General features: G+C 65.6%; 15 protein-coding genes. 13 read left to right on the top strand and 2 right to left on the bottom strand.

Annotated features, from left to right (window positions below):
• Positions 1 to 39: 39 nt before the first annotated feature.
• On the top strand, positions 40 to 525 hold the full coding sequence (locus P9849_RS11095) for a hypothetical protein (protein WP_278266854.1): 486 nt from the start codon (positions 40 to 42) through the stop codon (positions 523 to 525).
• Here P9849_RS11095 and P9849_RS11090 read toward each other — a convergent pair.
• A complete protein-coding gene (locus P9849_RS11090) occupies positions 513 to 4,445 on the bottom strand; it encodes an FtsK/SpoIIIE domain-containing protein (protein WP_278266853.1) in 3,933 nt (1,310 codons plus the stop codon). The two genes, P9849_RS11095 and P9849_RS11090, sit on opposite strands and share 13 nt — an antisense overlap.
• Positions 4,446 to 4,611: 166 nt before the next feature.
• On the opposite strand from P9849_RS11090, the gene glf reads away from it, so the two are divergent.
• Genes glf through P9849_RS11060 form a run of 6 tightly spaced genes read left to right on the top strand, consistent with a single transcriptional unit; the run spans position 4,612 to position 12,725 of the window.
• Entirely contained in the window at positions 4,612 to 5,799 is a 1,188-nt protein-coding gene (gene glf / locus P9849_RS11085; protein WP_278266852.1) for a UDP-galactopyranose mutase, read from the top strand.
• Positions 5,796 to 7,838: a glycosyltransferase gene (locus P9849_RS11080; RefSeq protein ID WP_278266851.1), complete on the top strand. Its 2,043-nt coding sequence runs from the start codon at positions 5,796 to 5,798 to the stop codon at positions 7,836 to 7,838. The genes glf and P9849_RS11080 overlap by 4 nt, the downstream gene beginning before the upstream one ends.
• The gene (locus P9849_RS11075; RefSeq protein WP_278266850.1) at positions 7,835 to 8,704 is read left to right on the top strand and encodes an ABC transporter permease; all 870 of its coding nucleotides are present in this window, start codon (positions 7,835 to 7,837) and stop codon (positions 8,702 to 8,704) included. The genes P9849_RS11080 and P9849_RS11075 overlap by 4 nt, the downstream gene beginning before the upstream one ends.
• A complete protein-coding gene (locus P9849_RS11070; RefSeq protein WP_278266849.1) occupies positions 8,705 to 9,454 on the top strand; it encodes an ABC transporter ATP-binding protein in 750 nt (249 codons plus the stop codon). It begins immediately after the preceding gene.
• 7 nt (positions 9,455 to 9,461) lie between these two features.
• Entirely contained in the window at positions 9,462 to 11,627 is a 2,166-nt protein-coding gene (locus tag P9849_RS11065) for an acyltransferase family protein (protein WP_278266847.1), read from the top strand.
• A 51-nt stretch (positions 11,628 to 11,678) separates the two neighbouring features.
• Positions 11,679 to 12,725 (top strand): ABC transporter substrate-binding protein, encoded by a 1,047-nt coding sequence (locus P9849_RS11060; protein WP_278266846.1) that lies wholly within the window; start codon positions 11,679 to 11,681, stop codon positions 12,723 to 12,725.
• A 64-nt stretch (positions 12,726 to 12,789) separates the two neighbouring features.
• Here the strand turns inward: P9849_RS11060 and P9849_RS11055 are convergent, their stop codons facing one another.
• Positions 12,790 to 14,832, bottom strand: a complete 2,043-nt coding sequence (locus P9849_RS11055) for a DUF6541 family protein (RefSeq protein ID WP_278266845.1) — start codon at positions 14,830 to 14,832, stop codon at positions 12,790 to 12,792.
• 149 nt (positions 14,833 to 14,981) lie between these two features.
• Between P9849_RS11055 and P9849_RS11050 the strand changes: the two genes are divergently transcribed.
• The 6 genes from P9849_RS11050 (at position 14,982) to P9849_RS11025 (ending at position 20,017) form a co-directional block, all read left to right on the top strand.
• Positions 14,982 to 15,719 carry a glycosyltransferase family 2 protein gene (locus P9849_RS11050; RefSeq protein ID WP_278266844.1) on the top strand — a complete coding sequence of 246 codons (738 nt, stop codon included), beginning with the start codon at positions 14,982 to 14,984 and terminating at the stop codon, positions 15,717 to 15,719.
• A 3-nt stretch (positions 15,720 to 15,722) separates the two neighbouring features.
• Positions 15,723 to 16,142 carry a DUF2304 family protein gene (locus tag P9849_RS11045; protein WP_278266843.1) on the top strand — a complete coding sequence of 140 codons (420 nt, stop codon included), beginning with the start codon at positions 15,723 to 15,725 and terminating at the stop codon, positions 16,140 to 16,142.
• Positions 16,139 to 17,035: a glycosyltransferase family 2 protein gene (locus P9849_RS11040; RefSeq protein ID WP_278266842.1), complete on the top strand. Its 897-nt coding sequence runs from the start codon at positions 16,139 to 16,141 to the stop codon at positions 17,033 to 17,035. Before P9849_RS11045 ends, P9849_RS11040 begins: the two co-directional genes overlap by 4 nt.
• 120 nt (positions 17,036 to 17,155) lie before the next feature.
• Entirely contained in the window at positions 17,156 to 18,142 is a 987-nt protein-coding gene (pseB, locus tag P9849_RS11035) for a UDP-N-acetylglucosamine 4,6-dehydratase (inverting) (protein WP_278266841.1), read from the top strand.
• Positions 18,123 to 19,274 carry an aminotransferase class V-fold PLP-dependent enzyme gene (locus P9849_RS11030; protein ID WP_278266840.1) on the top strand — a complete coding sequence of 384 codons (1,152 nt, stop codon included), beginning with the start codon at positions 18,123 to 18,125 and terminating at the stop codon, positions 19,272 to 19,274. Before pseB ends, P9849_RS11030 begins: the two co-directional genes overlap by 20 nt.
• Positions 19,271 to 20,017 carry a glycosyltransferase family protein gene (locus P9849_RS11025; RefSeq protein ID WP_278266839.1) on the top strand — a complete coding sequence of 249 codons (747 nt, stop codon included), beginning with the start codon at positions 19,271 to 19,273 and terminating at the stop codon, positions 20,015 to 20,017. Before P9849_RS11030 ends, P9849_RS11025 begins: the two co-directional genes overlap by 4 nt.

Genomic DNA, 20,017 nt, shown 5'->3' with positions numbered 1-20,017 from the left:
TAGGGCGCCCGTCCCAGCCGCGTGGCTGAAAGAGAAAGCATGCCGATGAATTCCCCTCAGACCGGTGCCCTCCTGTCCCGGCCACTCTCGGTGACGGTGGTCTCCCTGGTCGCCCTGGTGGAAGGCCTGGTCCTCCTGGTGGTCGCCGGGATCTATGTGGTCAACCTCCTCGCGGGAACTCCCGTCCTCACCTTCGCGGGCGCCGTCTTCCTCGCGGTGTTGTTCGCCGCGCTCGGGCTGGGCCTCATGGCGATCGGACATTTCCTCTTCCGCGGCTACCGGTGGCCCCGATCCGGCGCCTTGGTGGCGCAGCTGTTCATCCTGGCGATCGGAATTCCGACGCTTCAAGCCGGCCTGATCTGGCAGGGTCTCCTCATCATCATTCCCGCGGCCGTTTCCGCCGTGCTGATTTTCGATCCGAGAGCTGTCGCCTACGGCCGATGGAGCACGCAGGCCGCCGACGACGACGAATCCAGCGCCGAGCAGGGAGCGACCGGCGAGCCATCGGACGGTCAGCCGAAGTAATTCCACCAGTCGTCCAGTGAGGCGACGTCCAGCGAGAGGTCGCTCTCGGGCCGGTCGCCCGCCGACGTGGCGGTTCCGGCATAGAGCCGCTGGACCTCGGGCTCCGGGTCAGGGTGCCACGCCTCCGGCGTCGACGCCCTGGCGGACACCGGCTCTGCCACCTGCAGTCCTCCACCGAAACGCGAACTTCTCAGCAGCACGCGCGACGACGACGGGTCGAGCCGAGCGAGCGCCGCGGAGAGCCGGAGGTCCTCCTCAGCCCGGGCTGAGGGCAGGTAGATCGAATGGCAGACCGTTCCCACGGCGCGGGACGACGTCAGACCCTCATTGCCGCCGACGAGAACGCGGACTCCGGCGACACCGTCGCTGCGCAGCAGGTCAAGAAGTTCTCCCTCCAGTCCGTAATGCTCTGAGGATCTGATCGCAGCGAGCGTCGATTCCCAGGACTCGATATAGAGGAACACCTCTCGGTCGGAATCCTGCCGGCCTTCCCGCAACTCACGGAACAACTGGGCGATTTCAGCGGTGTTCTGAGCGGGGATGATCCGGGGGCGAGGGTCCGTCTCCGACAGGCTCGCGGACGAGATCCGGTCGGGAGCCCGAAAGACTGAGCAGTTCAACCCTGCTGGAGGAGGCGGGTCGGTTCCGGGCCAGGTCGTCTGCAGGGTGAGGGCGACGAATAGAGGAGCGCGTCTGTGAGCGGCGGTCGCGAAGAGAGCAGAGACCAAGGCGTTCCTGTCGTGTGGTGCTCCCAGCACCGCGATGGATTCCCCGCGTGCCCACCGCAAGACGTCCAGGCGCTGATGATCGGGACGGTCGACCAGGGCGAGGGGTGGATCATCGTCCGCTCGGGCAAGGGCGAAGTCCGGGAGCCTGGCCGGGTCGAACCGTCGGGGCAGAGGCGGCGCAAGGACTCTCCGCGGGCGCGGCCCCGACCCTGGTCTCAGGCCCGGCCTCAGCCCGAGAGCCGGCCCCGGCCTCGGCCCGAGGCCCGGCCCCATCCTCAGCTCGATTCCCCACTCCGTCGGATGTCCCGGGCGCCCGTCAGGAGCAACCTCGGCCTCGTGATCCGCGTTCCATGTCTGCCAGGCGGAGGACACCTTACTGCACCACGACGTGAGGTGCGCACCGGAGTCGTCTGCCTCGTGCGACGCCCTCTCATTCGACGGCTCGTGTTCGCCCCACACGCTCACCCGGACGTCGTCGTCGGCGACAAGCGGGGCAGAGGAGGCGTCGGCCACCTGGATCAGTGTCCTGCTGGCACCCTTCGCCAGCACGGCACGGCCGGGCAGCTCCGACGGGATTTCCGCGGCCTGGGACGTGCCGATCACGTCCAGGGAGTCGAGTTCCGATTGAACCCTCAGAGCGATGCTCGTCCCCAGGTTGGCCCGGATGTCGGCACTCACGGCACCCTGAGGCCTCTGTGTCGCCAGGACCAGGTGCAGTCCCAGCGACCGACCGATACTGGCGAGCCTGATGAGTTCGCGGAGACTGTCCGGAGCATGGTCCATCATCATCCGGAACTCGTCGATGATGAGGCAGACGCGGGGGAGCGGAGACTCGTGCGACCGTCGAACCCTCCGATAGCCGGCCCAATCCGAGACTCCGAGCTCGCGGAACCGTTGTTCCCGGTGGAGGACCTCGGCCCGGAGGGAGGCGAGAGCCCGGTCCAGTTCGGCCGGCCCGAGATCGGTCACCAGTCCATGGACGTGCGGCAGGTCAGCCACCCCGTCGAAGGCCGCGCCTCCCTTGAAGTCGACCAGGACGAAACCCAGCTCCGAAGGTGGCAGGTGGCTCGCCGCGGAGAGGACCATCGTGCGGAGAAGTTCCGACTTGCCGGACCCTGTCGTGCCGGCCACCAGGAAATGCGGGCCGTCGTGCACCAGATCGAGAAGGACCGGTCCCTCCTGACTGACGCCCACAGGGAACGAGAAGGCGTCCGCTGCGCAGCTGGAATGCCAGGTCTCGACGATCGCCGGGGCGGACGTGGGGGAGAGGCTGCCGAGGGACACGGTGCCAGGGACGGCCGTGCGCTCCTCGGGGAATCCGGTGCCCGTCACGAATGGGTGCAGAGCGCGGAATCTCCGGCAGAACCGGTCGAGGACTTCCGGTGAGACGAGGTCGGGGATGAAGGTCCGGGCAGGCAGGTTCGTGTGGGCGGGGAGCACCGTGCCCAGAGTGCGGTCGATTCTCACCATCGACAATCCGTGAAGCCCGCGGGGAACCGAGGCACCGGCGCCGGGCGATTCCTGGAAAACGACCGTCGCCGACCCCGGGGCGCCTCGTTCCCCCGGACCACAGGGAGGCGGCGCCGCGGGCGCGCCGACCACGACGAGGTGAGGCGGTCCCGAGGCCGCCGTGTGCTGGGACAACCTGTGCTGGGACAACGGGTGCGGAGACGTCGACCCCTGCGAAAAGGCCTCCGCCCAGCTGTTGACCCAGCGGATGCCGGGCAGAAACCGCAGCGAGGCGGGCATGACCCGGTCAGGGTCGACCAGGATCACGCCCGGCCGGCGCCCGCCTGGTCTCCGGAGAAGCTGGACCAGGAGCCCGCAGACGAATTCCGTGTACTCGGGAGGTTCGGCGACCACCATCAGTCCGGGGTCGGCCCGGACGAGGATCGGGGCATCGTGATGAACCAGGGCAGGGTTTCGTGGATCTGCGCCCGTGCGTTCCCGCATCTTCCGGGAGTCGGGGTATCCGCCGTGGCGGCGCGCTCGCAGCCGACCGCGAGGACGGAATCGTGGTTCCCTCGACCGCGCGCGCGATTCCTGGGTCCCGCCTCGGAGTGCTTCAGTGCGGTCTCGGGACCGTCGGGTGCCACCGGCCTCCGAGGTCCGGATCGCCCGGGCGATGAGCGGTGTCTCCGCGCGGCACACGATGTCGGCTGGCGCCTCGCCGGTGCCGAGCCTCAGCCACAGACCGTCGTCGGACGCCGGTCCGCCACCCCCCGGACGGACGCCGTCCGGTCCCGCCGTGGGTAGGTGGTGCACGGTGGGGGCGGCCTGTGCGAGGAGCAGTGTCCCCAGTGGAGGGAATCCGGTCGCCAGATGCTCGCGGTCCTCGGCCACCGCCTCCTCGAGCCGGAGCTGGAAGGCCCGTGCCGCGCGGGTGCCGGCGATCGCAGGGAAGATGAAGGGCGCCGAGGACAGCAGGGAGAGCAGCGCGAACTGCCATGTCCCGGAACTCCACGCCAAGGCCAGCCCACTCAGCAGGGGACCGGCCGCCAGGAGCAGGGTCATCGCCCTGCCATGGTCCTTCTGCGGTGCGGTGACCTCCTGAGGCGGTCCCGGCGGTGCTCCGAGCGAACTCAGATCCGTTTCCCACAGTGCGGTCGCGCGCAGAGCGAACTCGGTGGCCCCGCACCTGATGGCGCTCGCCGTCGAAACCGCCGACGTGCCGCGAAGGCTGACGCCATCCACGATGGTCCCGTGCAGACTGCCCCGGTCAGTCCACCGGATGGACTCAGGCGAGACGGACAGGACCGCATGATCCCGGGAAAGGCTCGGATCGGTGAGACCGAGGGCCGGGGCGCCCCGTCCGAGGTGATGCTCGCCACGTCGGAGAGGAAGGGCTGCCCCCGCGTCCGGGCCGGACAGCACGACCAGTTCGAGATGCGCCGCGGGCTCGGCGGAGCGGCCGGATCCGGCCACGTTCCCGAGCGAGGGACCCAGGATGACGCACCCGGTCACGAGGGGTTCTGCGCCAGGGATGAGCGAGAACAGAGGCCTGCCCGCGACGGTGAAGGGCCCCGGGCCGTAGCGGCTCTCGAGGGCGGTGGAGAGGTGGGTTCCCTCCGCCGCCGGCCCGCAGACGATGGTGAGTTCCACGGAACGCGAGCCGAAGCCGGAAGGCGCCCCCGCGCCGTCGTGCACCACCAGCGTGCACTCGAGAATCACGGGTGACCGGAGACGTTTCATGCCGTGAAGACTAGGGAGCGGATGGCCCGGAAAAACCCCGCTGGTCTCGCTATGTGGACAAACCGGTCCTCCGGCCTGTGGGCACAAACTCGGGTACCCTAGTTCAGCAGGCGCATGCTCCTCCATGCATGGCCGCCGGTCCGCCCCGAGTAGTTCAGGAGAATTGGTGAACGCTGATCTGGTTGTTGTCGGTTCAGGCTTTTTTGGTCTGACCATTGCGGAACGGGCCGCGCGTGAGCTGGGCCTGAAGGTCGTGGTCCTGGACAAGCGTCATCACATCGGTGGCAACGCGTACAGCGAGACCGAACCCCAGACGGGAATCGAGGTGCACCGCTACGGCGCCCACCTCTTCCACACCTCGAACGAGAAGGTCTGGGAGTACGTCAACCGCTTCACCACGTTCACGAACTACGTGCACAAGGTCTACGGCGTCCACAAGGGTGAGGTCTACTCCCTGCCCATCAACCTCGCCACGATCAACCAGTTCTTCCGGGCCAACATGACCCCGGGCGAGGCCAAGGCCCTGATCCAGGAGCAGGCCGGCGAACTGGCGGGCACGGATCCTCAGAACCTCAATGACAAGGGCATCCAGCTCATCGGACGCCCGCTGTACGAAGCGTTCATCAAGCACTACACCGGCAAGCAGTGGCAGACGGATCCCAAGGATCTGCCGGCCAGCATCATCTCCCGCCTCCCGGTGCGCTACAACTACGACAACCGGTACTTCAACGACAAGTACGAGGGTCTGCCCACGAACGGATACACCGCCTGGATCGAGAAGATGGCGGAGCATCCGAACATCGAGGTCCGGCTGAACACCGACTTCTTCGACGATTCGCACGAGTATTCCAAGTCCAAGGTCGTTGGCAAGATCCCCGTGGTCTACACCGGCCCCGTGGACCGTTACTTCGACTACGTCGAGGGCGACCTCTCGTGGCGCACGATCGACTTCGAAGAGGAAGTCCTGCCGATGGGCGACTTCCAGGGCACGAGCGTGGTGAACTACAACGACGAGGACGTCGCCTTCACTCGCATCATCGAGCCCCGTCACTTCCACCCGGAGCGTGGCTACCAGGAGGAGAAGACCGTCGTGATGCGCGAATTCTCGCGCTTCGCCGAGAAGGGCGACGAGCCCTACTACCCGATCAACACCCCCGAGGACCGCGAGAAGCTCCTCAAGTACCGCGATCTCGCCGCCGCCGAGGACATGGTCCTGTTCGGCGGCCGCCTCGGCACGTACAAGTACCTGGACATGCACATGGCCATCGGCTCGGCGCTCTCCATGTTCGAGAACAAGATCCGTCCCGCCTTCGCGGACGGGGCGAAGATGGAAAGCGGTGGGGTGGACGCATGAGCAAGGGAGTCCTTCCCGGGCAGACCGGTGTGGATGACGCTTCCGGATGGGTCACCCTCCAGCGGGTCATCTTCCCGGAGCATTCGGAGATGGACACCGCCCCGCTCTATGTGGACATGGGCACCGCCGCAGGCATGCCCGCGCCGAGCGAGCAGGAGGCACGGCGGCAGGGCCGCCGTCCGGTCCGCCTGAGTTCGCAGGCCCGTGAAGCACACGCCGAGGATTTCACCGGGCGCTGCTCCACCAGGGTCCGCCCGGGTGAGCGTGTCTCGTTCGGCAGCTACTTCAACGCCTTCGCGGCCGGGTACTGGCGCAAGTGGACCACTCTCAGCAAGGTCCGCCTGAGTGTGAGCACCCGCGGTGAAGGCACGATCGTGGTGTTCCGCTCCAACGCCAAGGGCGCGCTTCTGCAGCAGAAGAGCATTCCGGTGACGGGTGATCAGACCTCCGTGGTGGACCTGGATCTTCTGCCGTTCGGCGACGGCGGCTGGTACTGGTTCGACCTGGTGGCCGGCCGCGGCGAGCTCTTCCTGGAGTCTGCCGAATGGCAGGCGCCGGGCCCCGCCCCCGAGCGTGCCACGGTCACGCTCGAGATCACGACGCTGAACAAGACGTCCTACTGTCTGAACAACCTCCGTCTCCTGGCGGATCACCCAGAGTGCCTGGAGCAGGTCACCGAGGTCCTGATCGTGGACCAGGGCACCGACAAACTCGTCGAGGCCACAGGATTCGACGAGGTCGCGAGCCGTCTCGAAGACAAGCTCCGGATCATCGAACAGTCCAATCTGGGCGGCTCGGGCGGCTTCTCCCGCGGCATGTTCGAGGCCTGTGAGAACGGCAGCGACTACGTGCTGCTCATGGACGACGACGTCGTGATCGAGCCGGAGAGCATCACGCGCCTCCTGACGTTCGCGGCTTACTGCCGCAAGCCCACGCTCGTGGGCGGACACATGTTCGATCTGCACCACCGGACCGCCCTGCACACGCTCGGCGAGATCGTGAATCCTCACCGGATCCAGCCGGACCAGCCCTACGGGGAGATGGAACTCGGCCACGACTTCCTCACGTCCAATCTGCGGCAGACGCCGTGGATGCACCGGCGGGTCGACGTCGACTACAACGGCTGGTGGATGTGCCTCATCCCGACGTCGGTGATCCGCGAGATCGGCCTGGCACTGCCGATCTTCATCAAGTGGGACGACGTCGAGTTCGGCCTGCGTGCCAAGGCGAAGGGGTACCAGACGGTCAGCCTTCCCGGCGCGGCCGTGTGGCACATCTCGTGGGGCGACAAGGACGATCTGGTCGGCTGGCAGGCCTACTTCCACAACCGCAACCGGCTCATGGTCGCCCTGCTCTACAGTCCCTTCGCCCGTGGCGGCCGTGCCCTGGTGGGCGCGTTGTTCGCCGACATCAAGCACACCCTTTCCATGCAGTACGCCACGTCCCAGGGACGCGTCTGGGCGATGCAGGACCTGCTCAAGGGTCCCCGTGAGCTGCACGGCACCCTGAGCACCACGCTGCCGCGCATCCGGACGATGCTCGCATCCCACAGCGACACCGTGTACAAGAGCGACCCCGAAGCGTTCCCCACCGCTCAGAAGGAACAGAGCCTCGGAGGAAGCGCAGCGGTGTCCAGCCGTCCGTCGCTGAAGATGATGCTCCCGTGGGGTCTGAAGACCCTCCGGAAGCAGCTGTTCACGGACGTCTCCGACCGGGACCGCGCCGTGCCTCAGACGCGGATCGCCCACCAGGACAACAAGTGGTGGACGGTGTCGCAGTTCGATTCGGCGATCGTGACCAACGCCGACGGCACGGGGGCGTCCTGGTACGTCCGCGACCCCCGCCTGGCGAAGTCCCTCCTGATGAACGCGGTCGGCAGCCTGGCCCAGATCGTCCGGAACTGGGACGACCTCGCGGCACGGTACAAGGCCGCGCTGCCGGAGCTGACCTCCCGCGAGAGCTGGGCGAAGACCTTCGCGGAGCACACCATCTCGGACACCCGTGAGAAGAGCTCCCAGGCGGTGGGGGAGCGAGCATGAGTTCGCTTCAGGACACCCCCCTGATCCGGCCTGGGATCGGGCACGGGCTCAAGGACGTCTTCCGGCAGAGGTATCTGCTCAAGCTGCTGGTGCAGAAGGAGATCAAGCTCCGGTACCGCGGCTCGGTGCTGGGCGTCCTGTGGTCCTACGTTAAACCCGCGATCCAGTTCGTGGTGTTCTACGTCGCCATGGGCGTCTTCCTCGGGCAGAACCGCAACGTCGAGAACTACGCGGTGTATCTCTTCTCCGGCATCGTGCTGATCAACTTCTTCACCGAAGCCCTGAACAACGCGGCCAGGTCGATCGTCTACAACAGCGGGCTGATCAAGAAGATCTTTCTGCCCCGCGAGCTGTTCCCGGTCGCGTCGGTCTTCGTCTCGGCGGCCCATTTCCTCCCACAGCTCGTGGTCCTGCTGATCGGCTGTCTCCTCACCGGGTGGCGTCCCACGCTGCTCGGGCTGATGGCCGGCATCGCGGGATTCGTGGTGCTCGCCATGCTCTCTGTGGGGCTGGGTCTGTTCTTCAGTTCAGTCAACGTGTACTTCCGGGACTCGGAGAACTTCGTCGAGATGATGCTCATGGTCGCCACCTGGGCGTCCCCGGTCATGTACCAGTGGAACATGGTGCACGACCGCCTCGGCGAGTTCTGGTTCGCGGTGTACCAGGCGAACCCGGTCACCGTGGGCGTCGAGCTCTTCCACTACGCCTTCTGGTCCACGACGACGGGGGGCTCGGCCACCCAGGCCGCCCCGCCGATGCTCTTCGAGCTGTGGCTCCCGGTGGCTCTCATCGTCTCGGCTGCGGTCCTGGCTCTCGGCCAGTTCACCTTCCGCAAGCTGGAAGTCAAGTTCGCGCAGGAGCTCTGAATGTCCGAACAATCGCCCATCACCGTCGAGATCAAGGGCATCAGCAAGCAGTTCGTCCTGCGGCACACGCGCTCGATCAAGGAAGCCCTCATCTGGTTCCTCAAGGGCCGCAAGGGTGATCTCTCCGCGAAGTTCCACGCCCTGCACGATGTCAGCCTGGACATCCGCCAGGGCGAGACCGTCGCTCTTCTCGGATTCAACGGCTCGGGCAAGTCGACGCTGCTCAAGCACATCTCCGGCGTCATGACTCCGGACGAGGGGACCGTGCGCACCCGCGGACGCGTCGCCGGCCTCATCGAGGTTGGGGCCGGTTTCCACCCTGATCTCTCCGGTCGCGACAACGTCTATCTCAACGCCGCCATCCTCGGGATGTCGGAGGCCCAGATCAAGGAGCGTTTCGACGCGATCGTCGACTTCGCCGAGATCGGCGAGTTCATCGACACCGAGGTCCGTTTCTACTCCTCGGGCATGTACCTGCGGCTGGCGTTCTCCGTGGCGGTCCACACCGATCCGGAGGTCTTCCTGGTCGACGAGATCCTCGCCGTGGGCGATGAGCCGTTCCAGCGCAAATGCCTCGCGAAGATCCAGGAACTCGCCGACGAGGGCAAGACCCTCGTGGTGGTGAGCCATGACCTGGACCTCGTGCAGCGGGTCTGCGACCGGGGGGTCCTCCTGGAACACGGTCGCGTCATCAAGGACGGGCCCAGCCACGAGGTCGTGGAGTTCCTGCGCTCCCGAGAGAGCGCGTGATCGCCCGATGACGCAGGACGCACCCACCCTGGCGCCGGCGGCCGAGAAGCCGAAGAGGCCCCAGGGGAAGTTCCGCACCGACATCCAGGCCCTGCGCGCCCTGGCCGTGGCCGCCGTCGTCGTCAACCATCTCTGGCCCGCCGCGCTGCCCGGCGGCTATGTGGGCGTCGACATCTTCTTCGTGATCTCGGGCTTCCTGATCACGCGCCACCTGGTCGACGAACTGCGGGGGACCGGCAGGGTCCGTTTCGCCGCGTTCTACGCCCGCCGCATGCGCCGGCTCCTGCCGGCGGCTCTGCTCGTCTCGGTGGTGGGGCTGGTGGCTTCCTGGTTCATCCTGCCGTATTCGCGCTGGCTCGACGTGGCGTGGGAGACGCTGGCCGCGTCCTTCTACGGTGAGAACTGGATGCTGGCCGCGAAGTCGATCGACTATTCGGCCGACCATGAGCTGGCCACGCCGGTGCAGCACTACTGGTCCCTCTCCGTGGAGGAGCAGTTCTATCTTGTCTGGCCGCTGCTGCTGGCGGGGGCCTTCCTGCTCGCCCTGCGTCTGCGCAAGCAGCCTCTGCGTCTGCTGAGCCTGGTCATGGGCGTGGTGTTCGCCGCCTCCCTGGCCTACAGCGTCTACTTCACCGCCACCAGCAAGAACGAGGCGTACTTCGTCACCACCACGCGGGCGTGGGAGTTCGCCCTGGGCGGCCTGCTCGCGATCCTCACCTTCGCACTGTCGGGCCGTGGCGCCCGTGCTCACGACGCCGAGCCGCCGGTCGCGGCGCGGCGGTGGATGGGCGCGCTGGGACTCGCCGGCGTGGCCGCGCTGGTCTACTCGCTCGCGACCTTCAGCACGGAGACGGAGTTTCCCGGCTACATGGCCTTGATCCCCGTGCTGGGCACCGGGGCGATCGTGCTGTCCGGGTCCGTGCTCGGCCAGAGCGCCCTCCCGTGGGTGGGATTCCGGCCCGTCCAGTTCCTGGGCGACATCTCGTACTCCTTGTACCTCTGGCACTGGCCCCTGATCATTCTCGCGATGCCCCTGCTCGGACGGGAGCTGGGGAACTGGGAGAAGCTGGCCATCGCGGTCCTGGCGATCCTCCTGGCGTTCCTGACCAAGCGGTACGTGGAGGATCCGGGCCGGTCCCGGCTGTTCCGGAACCGGAAGGCCCGCGTCACCATCCTCGCCGGTTTCGGCACCATGGCCGTCGCCGGGGCCCTCTCCGTCGCCATGGTCTTCTCCGCCGGTCAGGCCGAGAAGATGGAGCAGGAACAGCTCGCCCAGCTGGCGAAGTCGCCATGCTACGGCGCTGCGAGCCTTCTCAAGGGCGCTGCCTGCCCCGACAAGTACGGTCCTCCCGACGCGCAGAACATCGGCAAGGCCGAGTCCCCTTACTTCGCGGTGCCCGGTTGCCGTGGTGCGGCTGACCCGCTGGTCGTCCAGGGGGTGTCCTACCTGCAGGAGTGCGATTTCTCCCGGGGCAAGACGGACGCCCAGGACGTGTGGTTCATCGGGGACTCTCACGCCGAGCAGTGGAAGTCGGTCTTCTTCGATCTGGCGCGCAAACAGCAGTGGAAGGTGCGGATGAGCCTCGCCGGGGGATGTTCCCTCGCCGATGCCCGCCGGGTCGCCTTCATGGATGCGCCGAGGCTTGACGCTGGGAGCCAGCAACGTTGCCTGGACTGGAGCCGGCAGGTCTCCGACCGGATCATGAAGCAGCGTCCGGACCTGGTGGTCGCCTCGACGTTCTCGGCCAAGGAGACGATCGACGACGGTACTGGCCGCGACCAGCTGAGCCAGTATCACTCCAGCGTGGAGCGGCGCGTCGCCAAATGGGCGCAGAACGGGAGTCGTGTGGTTATTCTGCGCGATCCGCCTCTGACCCTCGGCAAGAGCACCCCGACCTGCGTGCTCAACAACAAGGGCAACGCCCTCGCCTGTGCCACGGAACGTGCCAAGGCGCTCGTGGCGGACCCGACCGCTCAGGCGGCCGAGAAGCTCCAGGTGCGGAATCTGAAGGTGCTGGACATGACCGATCAGTTCTGCGACGACTCTCGCTGTTACGCGGTCACGGGTGGGCTTTTCGTCTACTTCGACAACAATCACCTCACCAGGAGCTATGTTGAAAGCCTTGCACCCGTGTTCGAGCGGAGGCTCCTGGGCCTCGTACAAGGGGCATAGCCAGAACGCCATGACGACAGGAATGCCGATTTTCATGATGGGAAGCGAGAAATGACCTCCGGACCCGACTTCAACAGCACCAGCCGCCGCGGCTTCCTGGCGCTGTGTGCAGCGATCCCACTGGCCCTGAGCGCCTGCTCGGGCGGTAAACAGGGACCCGCCAAGGCGCAGGCCTCAAACACGGGTTTCCCGCGGACCATCAAACACCGGTTCGGTTCGACGGAAGTGGCCTCGCCGCCGTCGAAAGTCGTCGCCCTGGGCACCGTCGAAGCCGAGACTCTCGTCGCGTTGGGGCTCGCGCCCCTCTCTCGCCCTGGGGCGGACTCCACCTCGTGGTACCGGGCCGGCCTGCGTGCACTCGCGCCGGAAGACGCCCCACAGAACTATGACGACAGCCGGGTGCTGAGCGCCGGCGATTTCAAAGACCTCAAGCCGGACGCGTTCATTTCCGTCGGTTCTCGGCTGAGCCGCGAAGAGTATGAATCTCTGTCGACGGTGGCGCCAGTCATTGTTGCGCCGGATTCCGTTCCGGCTGCGCAATGGGAACCCGTCACGGCCTTCATGGCAGAAGTCCTCGGTCTGAAAGAGCCTGCCGCCGAGCTGATCTCCGATGCCCGTCAGAAGATCTCTGATGCTGCGGCCACCTATCCCGGACTGAAGCATTCGACGGCGCTGTTCGTCTCTGCGTCGTCCGCGTCCGGTTCCGACCTGGTCCTGTCGGGGAAGTCCTCCGCGCCCCTCGCCTTCTTCAGCACGGTCGGTCTCACTCCTGCGCAGGTCGTCAGCGCGTTGGAGAAGGATGTAAAGCCGACATCGTCCCGTTTCCCGCTCGGAACCGGCTATCTTCCGCGCGCTCGCGCAGACGAGCTGGCTGCGGATGTTCTGGTCGTGTCGGTCCCGATGAGCGATTACACCGTGTACAAGGCGAACAAGAAGCTCAGCTCCGACTTCCCCGCTTTCGGGAAGGGAACTGTCTATGTCGTCGCCGGTGACGAGACGGTGGCCCTTCAACGACAGTCCATTCTCGGGGCTCTTTGGGCAGCGAGGAATGTGCTTCCGGAACTGGCCAAGTCCGCCTACAAGTCCAAGCACGCCTGAGCAGCGGCCGACGAAAAGGGGCGGCGCACCCTATGGTGCGCCGCCCCTTTTTCGCGTCGTCGGCTCACTGACAGGCGGTGACCCGGAAGAGCCGGGCCTTTCCGACCGCCTTGACGAGTTCGACACCCGGAGCCGAATTGTCTGCCAGGTCGCGCGTTCCTTCCAGCGGTTCTCCACGAGGGGTCATCTCGTCATCCGCGAAGTCCAACGCCCAGTAGGCGCGTTTCTCCTTGATGACGGGGCACACGCTGGGGTTGTACGCCGCCTCGCTCCAGTGGTCCATCAAGAGTTTCTCGCTGTCGCTTCGCGCACCGAGGATGTGGGGAGCTATGACGTGGCGTCCGGAGAAGGCATAAGCCATGGAAGCGCCGGTCCGAGGATTGCCCACGATGATGTCGCTTGCGGGCACCAAGGAAGCCAGTTGCTTCATGAGCGTCAGTTCGTCCGTCGTCACGAGGCTGGAATCGCTCCGGGTCTCGAACGTCGTGGTGAGCTTCTGCTGAACGTTGGCCAGGGTGCCGCCCTGGGCGGCGATACCGAGCACCAGGATGACGACGGCGGCAGTCGTGGTCGAGCCGGTCGGGCCCTGAAGGCGTGCTGCGAGCTTACGCAATGGCTGGAGCGGCGACTTTGCCCGGAGCTGCGTGTCTGAGACCCAGCGTGTGAGGATCGGGCTGAGCCTGGCGATGATCCAGTCGAGGCCGAGGGCGACGACCGGGAGGGTCACGAGGGGAAGCATCGCGGCGAAGCGGTTGCTGTCCGAATACCACACGCCGGTCATGAAGTACCGGAAGGATCCGGGTGGCCAGGCTGAGACGATCAGGTACAGCACTCCAGCGATGATGAACATCCCCAGGGTCCACCAGTAGGTCCGGAAGCGGCGGGCGATGACGTAGAGACCTGCGACGGTGAAAAGGAAGATAATCCAGGCCACAGTGGTTCCCATGGGGGCGCTCGTCAAGACTTCGCCGAGGGCTTGTGCGTTGGTCTGGAACGGAGGCCAGCTTGCCGCGCTGAGCGGGGGACGGGCTGCGATCCAGACGCCCAGAGTACCGAGGAAGTAGACCGCTGTCGCGAGAGCCCAGAGGATGAAGGCCTTCGTGGAGAGGTCACCCCTGGCCCGCCGGGCTAGAGATCTGAAGAAGACACCCAGGACGGCTGGAGCGGTGAAGGCCAGAAGCGCGACGAATGCGCTGGGGTGGGTGAGCGCCAGACCTGGAACCGTGGCGACGAGGAGAATCAGCGCGCTGACGTTCAGGCGAAGCTTTCCCGAGCGGATGCCCGTGGCTTCGATCGCCAGTGCGAGAACGGCTGGGAGCATGGTGAGCGCGGCATGGTTGGGATAGAGGATGCCGAATGCCACCATGAGGTACGGGAAGCTGCTGAAACCGGCGGAGAGGACGCCCGCCCCGAGGAGTGTCAAGGGCCGGGAGCCGATGATGCGGGTGACCAGGAACAGGGAGCCAAGCGGCCAAACGAGTGCCCCATAGAGGATGGATCCCCAGTTCACCACCACGGTGATGGCCTGTCCGCCGGACATGAACACCAACGCCAGCAGGGCGTGCATGCCTGCGGGGTACAGACCCTTGGACGTCTCCGTGAGGTTCCCCAGGGTCAGCGTATTCGCCGTTTGGGTATCCGCAATGTAGCGGACCGCGTTGAGGTGGTAGACATTGTCGAAGGTCTCGGAGAACGACTCCGGTGACCCGAACCCGGACATGTACCGGGCGCCGATGATGAGCGCCGGGACGAGCACTGAGAGAAGGATGATGAGAGTGTTCAGCCGCGTCTTGGGGTAAGAGACCAGGTCAGCCTCACCGATGGACAGGTGGTCCTGGGACACGCCGCGGCGGCGCAGCACCAGCCGCACCGCGACGATGATCACCAGCACGACCAGCGTCAGGGCGAGTACGGTCAGCGGATTGAACGGAATCCGTGCGAAACCGAAGATGATGCCGCCCGATGCGGCTACGGTCGTCGTCACGGGTACGGCCAGAACAGCCAGGCTCAAACCACGCACGCCGGCGGCCCACAACAGGGAGAGGCCCGGGACAAAGAAGACCAGGACGGCGATGGCGAGCGTGGGCAGGGTTTCCCACCAGGACATAGATCAACTCCTATTAACGTCAACGCAAGACTACTAGGCCTGGCCGGGAGATCGGGGCTGAGGGGCTTGCCGCGCGCCTAATCCGGGTCCGCTCCTTGCTACAATTCAGGATCATGGGTAACTCACGGCGTTCTGGCGTTCTCATCGTCATGCCAGCGTGGAACGAAGCCGAGGCGATCGGTGACACCATCCGAAATGTGCTTGCTGTGGTTCCCCAGCACGATGTCCTGGTGGTCGATGACGGCTCCAAGGATGACACGCCGCGGATCGCGGCGGAGGCAGGGGCCACCGTTCTCCGGCTTCCCTTCAACCTCGGTGTCGGCGGCGCCATGCGCGCCGGATTCAAGTACGCGCTCCGCAACAGGTATCGCGCGGTCATCCAGGTCGACGCCGACGGTCAGCACGATCCGCATGACATCGACCGGGTCCTCGCGGGCCTCGAGCACGCTGACATCTCGATCGGCGCCCGTTTCGCCGGCCGCGGCAGCTACGGCGCCAAGGGGCCCCGCCGCTGGGCGATGTTCTTCCTCGCGAAGGTGATCTCCGGCGTCGCGCACACGCAGCTCACGGATGTCACGTCCGGGTTCCGCGCCGCCAACGAGCGGGCCATCCGGCAGTACATCTCCCATTTCCCCACCGAGTACCTCGGTGACACGATCGACTCCCTCGTGGTGGCCATCAAGTCCGGCTGCAAGGTGACACAGATCCCCGTGGAGATGAAGGAGCGCCAGGCGGGCACGCCGAGCCAGAGCCCTCTGAAATCCACCATCTACCTGGCCCGTTCGGGTCTGGTCCTGTGCTTCGCGCTGGCCCGGCGCAGGACCCCGCGCCCGCTGGAGCTGCACGCACCGCAGTCGGGCGACATCGCCGGAGAGGGAAGTGTCTGAGGCATGAGTGTCGCAGTGTCGTTGGTCCTGTCCATCCTGATGGTCATCGTCGTTCTGGTCATGCTCCGGAACGGACGCCTCCGTGAGAAGTACGCGATTCTCTGGCTGGTCATCGGTGGCCTCACCATCATCCTCGGGCTGTTCCCGCACCTTCTGAACTGGGCCGCCTCGCTGGTGGGCGTCGTCGTGCCGTCGAACCTCCTGTTCGCGCTGTCGATCCTGCTCCTGGTGGGCGTGAGCCTGCACGTGTCCCGTGAACTGACCATCCTCGAGGACGAGACCCGCATCCTCGCGGAAGAGGTCGCCATCCTCCGCTGCTCCGTGGAGCAGCTCCAGCGTGATGTCCACGCTTCCCAGTCCCTGGCCCCGGATTCCCAGGCCGCCACTCAGCCAAGCCTTCTAGCGAGAGAAGAAGACAAGTGACGATTGATGTAATGCTGCCGTACTACGGCGACGTGGCCATGATGAAGGCCGCCGTGGATTCGGTGCTGGCCCAGGACGACAAGGACTTCCGGTTCACGATCGTCGACGACGGGTACCCGGACGAGAGCCTCCCGGCCTACTTCAACGGCCTGGTCGAGGGCGACGACCGCGTCCGGTACTACCGGAACGAGGAGAACCTCGGGGCCAACGGCAACTACAAGAAGTGCATCGGCCTCGTGGAGCACGACATCGTGATCATCATGGGCGCCGACGACATCATGCTCCCCAACTACCTGAGCACGGTCCGCAAGGCGTTCCAGGACCCGTCCGTCAGCATCGTGCAGCCCGGCGTCGAGGTCATCGACGAGAACGGCGCCGTCTACGAGCCACTCGGCGACAAGGTGAAGACCTACCTGCGCCACAAGCTCGTCGGTGGCAGCAGCGAGGCCGTCGTCGAGGGCGAAGCGATCGCGGAGAGCCTCATGGTGGGCGACTGGCTGTACTTCCCGTCGGTGGCGTGGCGCTCCGAGGCCGTCAAGCACCACGACTTCCGTCCCCAGTACAACGTGGTCCAGGACCTCGCGCTGGCGACCGACATCATCCTGTCCGGTGGCCGCATGGCCGTGGTCTCCACGGTCTGCTTCCAGTACCGCCGCCACCGCGAGTCCGACTCGTCGGTCCGTGCGCTCGACGGCCGCCGCTTCGCCGAGGAGCGCGCCTTCTTCGACGAGTGCGTCCGTGACTTCACGGCCAAGGGCTGGCCGCAGGCCGCCCGCGCCGCCAAGTGGCACCTGACGTCCCGCCTCAACGCGGCCTCCCTGACCCCGAAGGTCATCTCCAAGGGCATGTGGCCCGGCCTGCGCAAGCTCGCCGCGCACGCAGTCCGTCCCTGATCTCCAGCGTCCCGCCAAAATGGCGGAATGCTAAGCTATGCAACAGTCGGGGTCGGCGCGAGTGAGCTTGCGTCGGCCCTGGAACATCTACTCTCAACAATTTCAAGGTGGTTCAAACGGATGTCTCTCCTGAGCGGTTCTTCGGTTCTGATCACGGGCGGTACAGGCTCCCTGGGTAAAGCCCTCATTCGGGAAATCCTGGATAACCATGATGTCCGTCGGCTCGTCATCTTCAGCCGTGACGAACTCAAGCAGCTCGAAGTGCGGACGATGTTCAACAACGATCCGCGCCTCCGCTGGTTCATCGGCGACATCCGGGATCGCAGCCGCCTGAACCGTGCCTTCCACGGGGTCGACTACGTCATTCACGCCGCCGCGCTGAAGCAGGTTGACACCGCTGAGTACAACCCCTTCGAGTACGTGCAGACCAACGTTCAGGGTTCGCAGAACGTGATTGACGCTGCCATCGACGCAGGCGTTAAGAAGGTGGTGGCGCTGTCCACCGACAAGGCTTCCAGCCCGGTCAACCTGTACGGCGCCACCAAGCTGTGCGCAGACCGGCTGTTCATCTCGGGCAACCACTACGCTGCCGCGTACGACACCCGTTTCTGCGTCGTCCGCTACGGCAACGTCATGGGCTCCCGTGGCTCGATCGTGCCGATCTGGAAGAAGATGGCGGCCGAGGGCCAGTCCCTGGGCATCACTGACAATCGCATGACCCGTTTCTGGATCACTCTCGACCAGGCGGTGAAGTTCGTTCTGGATTCCTTCGAGATCATGCAGGGCGGCGAGCTCTACGTTCCGAAGATCCCTTCCATCCGGATCACGGACCTCGCCCTGGCAGTCGACGAGAACGCCAAGACGCACGAGATCGGCATCCGTCCTGGCGAGAAGCTTCACGAAGAGATGATCGCTGCTGATGACTCCCGGCGCACGGTGTCCGTGGGTGACCGCTATGTGGTGACTCCGCACCTCGGTGGGTGGGGTTACGAGGTTCCGGAAGGCGCCGAACCCGTGAAGGACGGCTGGAGCTACCAGTCGGATGGCAACGAGCGCTTCCTGTCCATCGAAGAGCTGCGTGCGATGTTTGAAGCGGAAGGTCTCTGAGAACGTGCTTCCTTACGGGCGGCAGTCGATTGCCGACGAGGACATCGAAAGTGTCGTAGAGGCGCTTCGGAGTGACTGGCTCACCACCGGACCCAAGGTGGATGAGTTCGAACGGGCGATCTCCGAGGTCGCCGGTGGCTCACAGGCAGTAGCGGTGACCTCCGGAACGGCGGCACTGCATGTGGCGTACGTGGCAGCCGGGATTAAGCCTGGCGACGAGGTGGTCACAACTCCGATGACCTTCGTCGCCACGGCTTCGACGGCGGCGATCGCCGGTGCGAAGATCGTCTTCGCTGATGTCGAGGAGAGCACCGGAAACCTCTCGCTCGAGGCGGCTCGCGCGGCTGTCACGGACCGCACCAAAGTGATCACCGCGGTCGATTACGCTGGGCTGCCGGTCGACGCCGTCGCCTTCCGGGATCTGGCTCACGAGAACGGTGCGCTGTTCATCGAAGACGCCGCTCACTCCGTGGGTTCCCTGCTGAACGGTGTGCCGGTAGGCAAGGAAGCGGACTTCACCACGTTCTCTTTCTTCCCCACGAAAAACATGACCACCGCTGAAGGCGGCGCGGTCGTGACACCGTCGGATGAGCTGGCTCTCCGTGCTCGGCGGTTCAAGGGGCAGGGTCTGATTCGCGAACAGAGCGAGTTGCGGTACCCGGACGAAGGTCCGTGGCACCAGGAAGTGCACGACTTCAGTCTGAACTATCGTCTGCCGGATGTCCTCTGCGCCCTTGGGATCAGCCAGATCACACGCCTGGGGGAGTTCCGCACCCGTCGGCAGTGGATCCACGATCAGTACAACGCTGCGTTCGGACCTCACGAGGCGCTCAAGATTCCCGGCACCACGCCGGGAGCTGAGCCCGCGTGGCACCTGTACCCGTTGCGAGTGGAAGCCGCTCGTCGTCGTCAGATCTTCGAGGAACTGCGTGCGCGGGGCATCGGTGTCCAGGTCAACTACATTCCGGCCTACTGGCACCCGGTGTTCGAAGACCTCGGATACCAGCGGGGCATGTGCCCGGTGGCGGAACAGTACTACCGCGAGGAGATCTCGCTGCCGTTGTTCCCCGGCCTCAAGGACGACCAGGTCGAGATGGTCATTGAGAACGTCCTCGACGTCGTGGGCTCATGACGATCAAGCAGTCACCGCGCGTTGTCGCGGTCATTCAGGCCCGCGTCGGTTCGTCCAGACTGCCGGGGAAGGTTCTCCGTCCGCTGGGCGGCCGGCCGGTCCTCGAGTGGGTCGTGAATGCCGCCCGCCGGGCAGAAGGAATCGATGAGGTGGTGATCGCCACCTCATCGGAATCCGGTGACGATGCGATCGTCGAATTCGCCTCGACACGCGCCCTCAAGGTGATCCGCGGCAGTGAGGACGATGTCCTGAGCCGGTTCCTGCTGGCCATCGAGGAGACTCAGGCAGATGCCGTGGTCCGTCTCACGGCGGACTGTCCGCTTCTGGATTCCACCGTCATCTCGCAGGTGGTCTCCCTCTGGCGGACGGACACCACTTTGGATTACGTCTCTACGACCCAGGTCCGGTCTCTGCCGCGGGGGCTCGACGTGGAACTTGCCACGGCGTCTGCTCTTGTACGGGCGGACCTGCGCAGCGAGCCGCATCACCGTGCCCATGTGACAAGTTCGTTGTATGAAGAAGGTTCGGAGTTCTCCAGGGCTGCATTGACGTTCACTCCTCGTTTCGACCACTACAGGGTGACGCTCGACACCGTTGAAGACGCCGCATTGCTCGACGCACTTGTGGCTTCCCTGGACACTGAGGCGCCGTCGTGGAGGGACGTGGTGTCCGTGCTGGACCGGAACCCGCAGATCGTCGCTCTCAACGCCCATATTGAGCAGAAGGCTCTGACCGAGGGCTGA

It is taken from the genome of Arthrobacter sp. Y-9 (genome assembly GCF_029690065.1).
GTDB lineage: Bacteria > Actinomycetota > Actinomycetes > Actinomycetales > Micrococcaceae > Arthrobacter_E.
The sequence above is the reverse complement of the archived record's forward strand: the minus strand, read 5'-3'. Positions and strand labels throughout refer to the sequence as shown.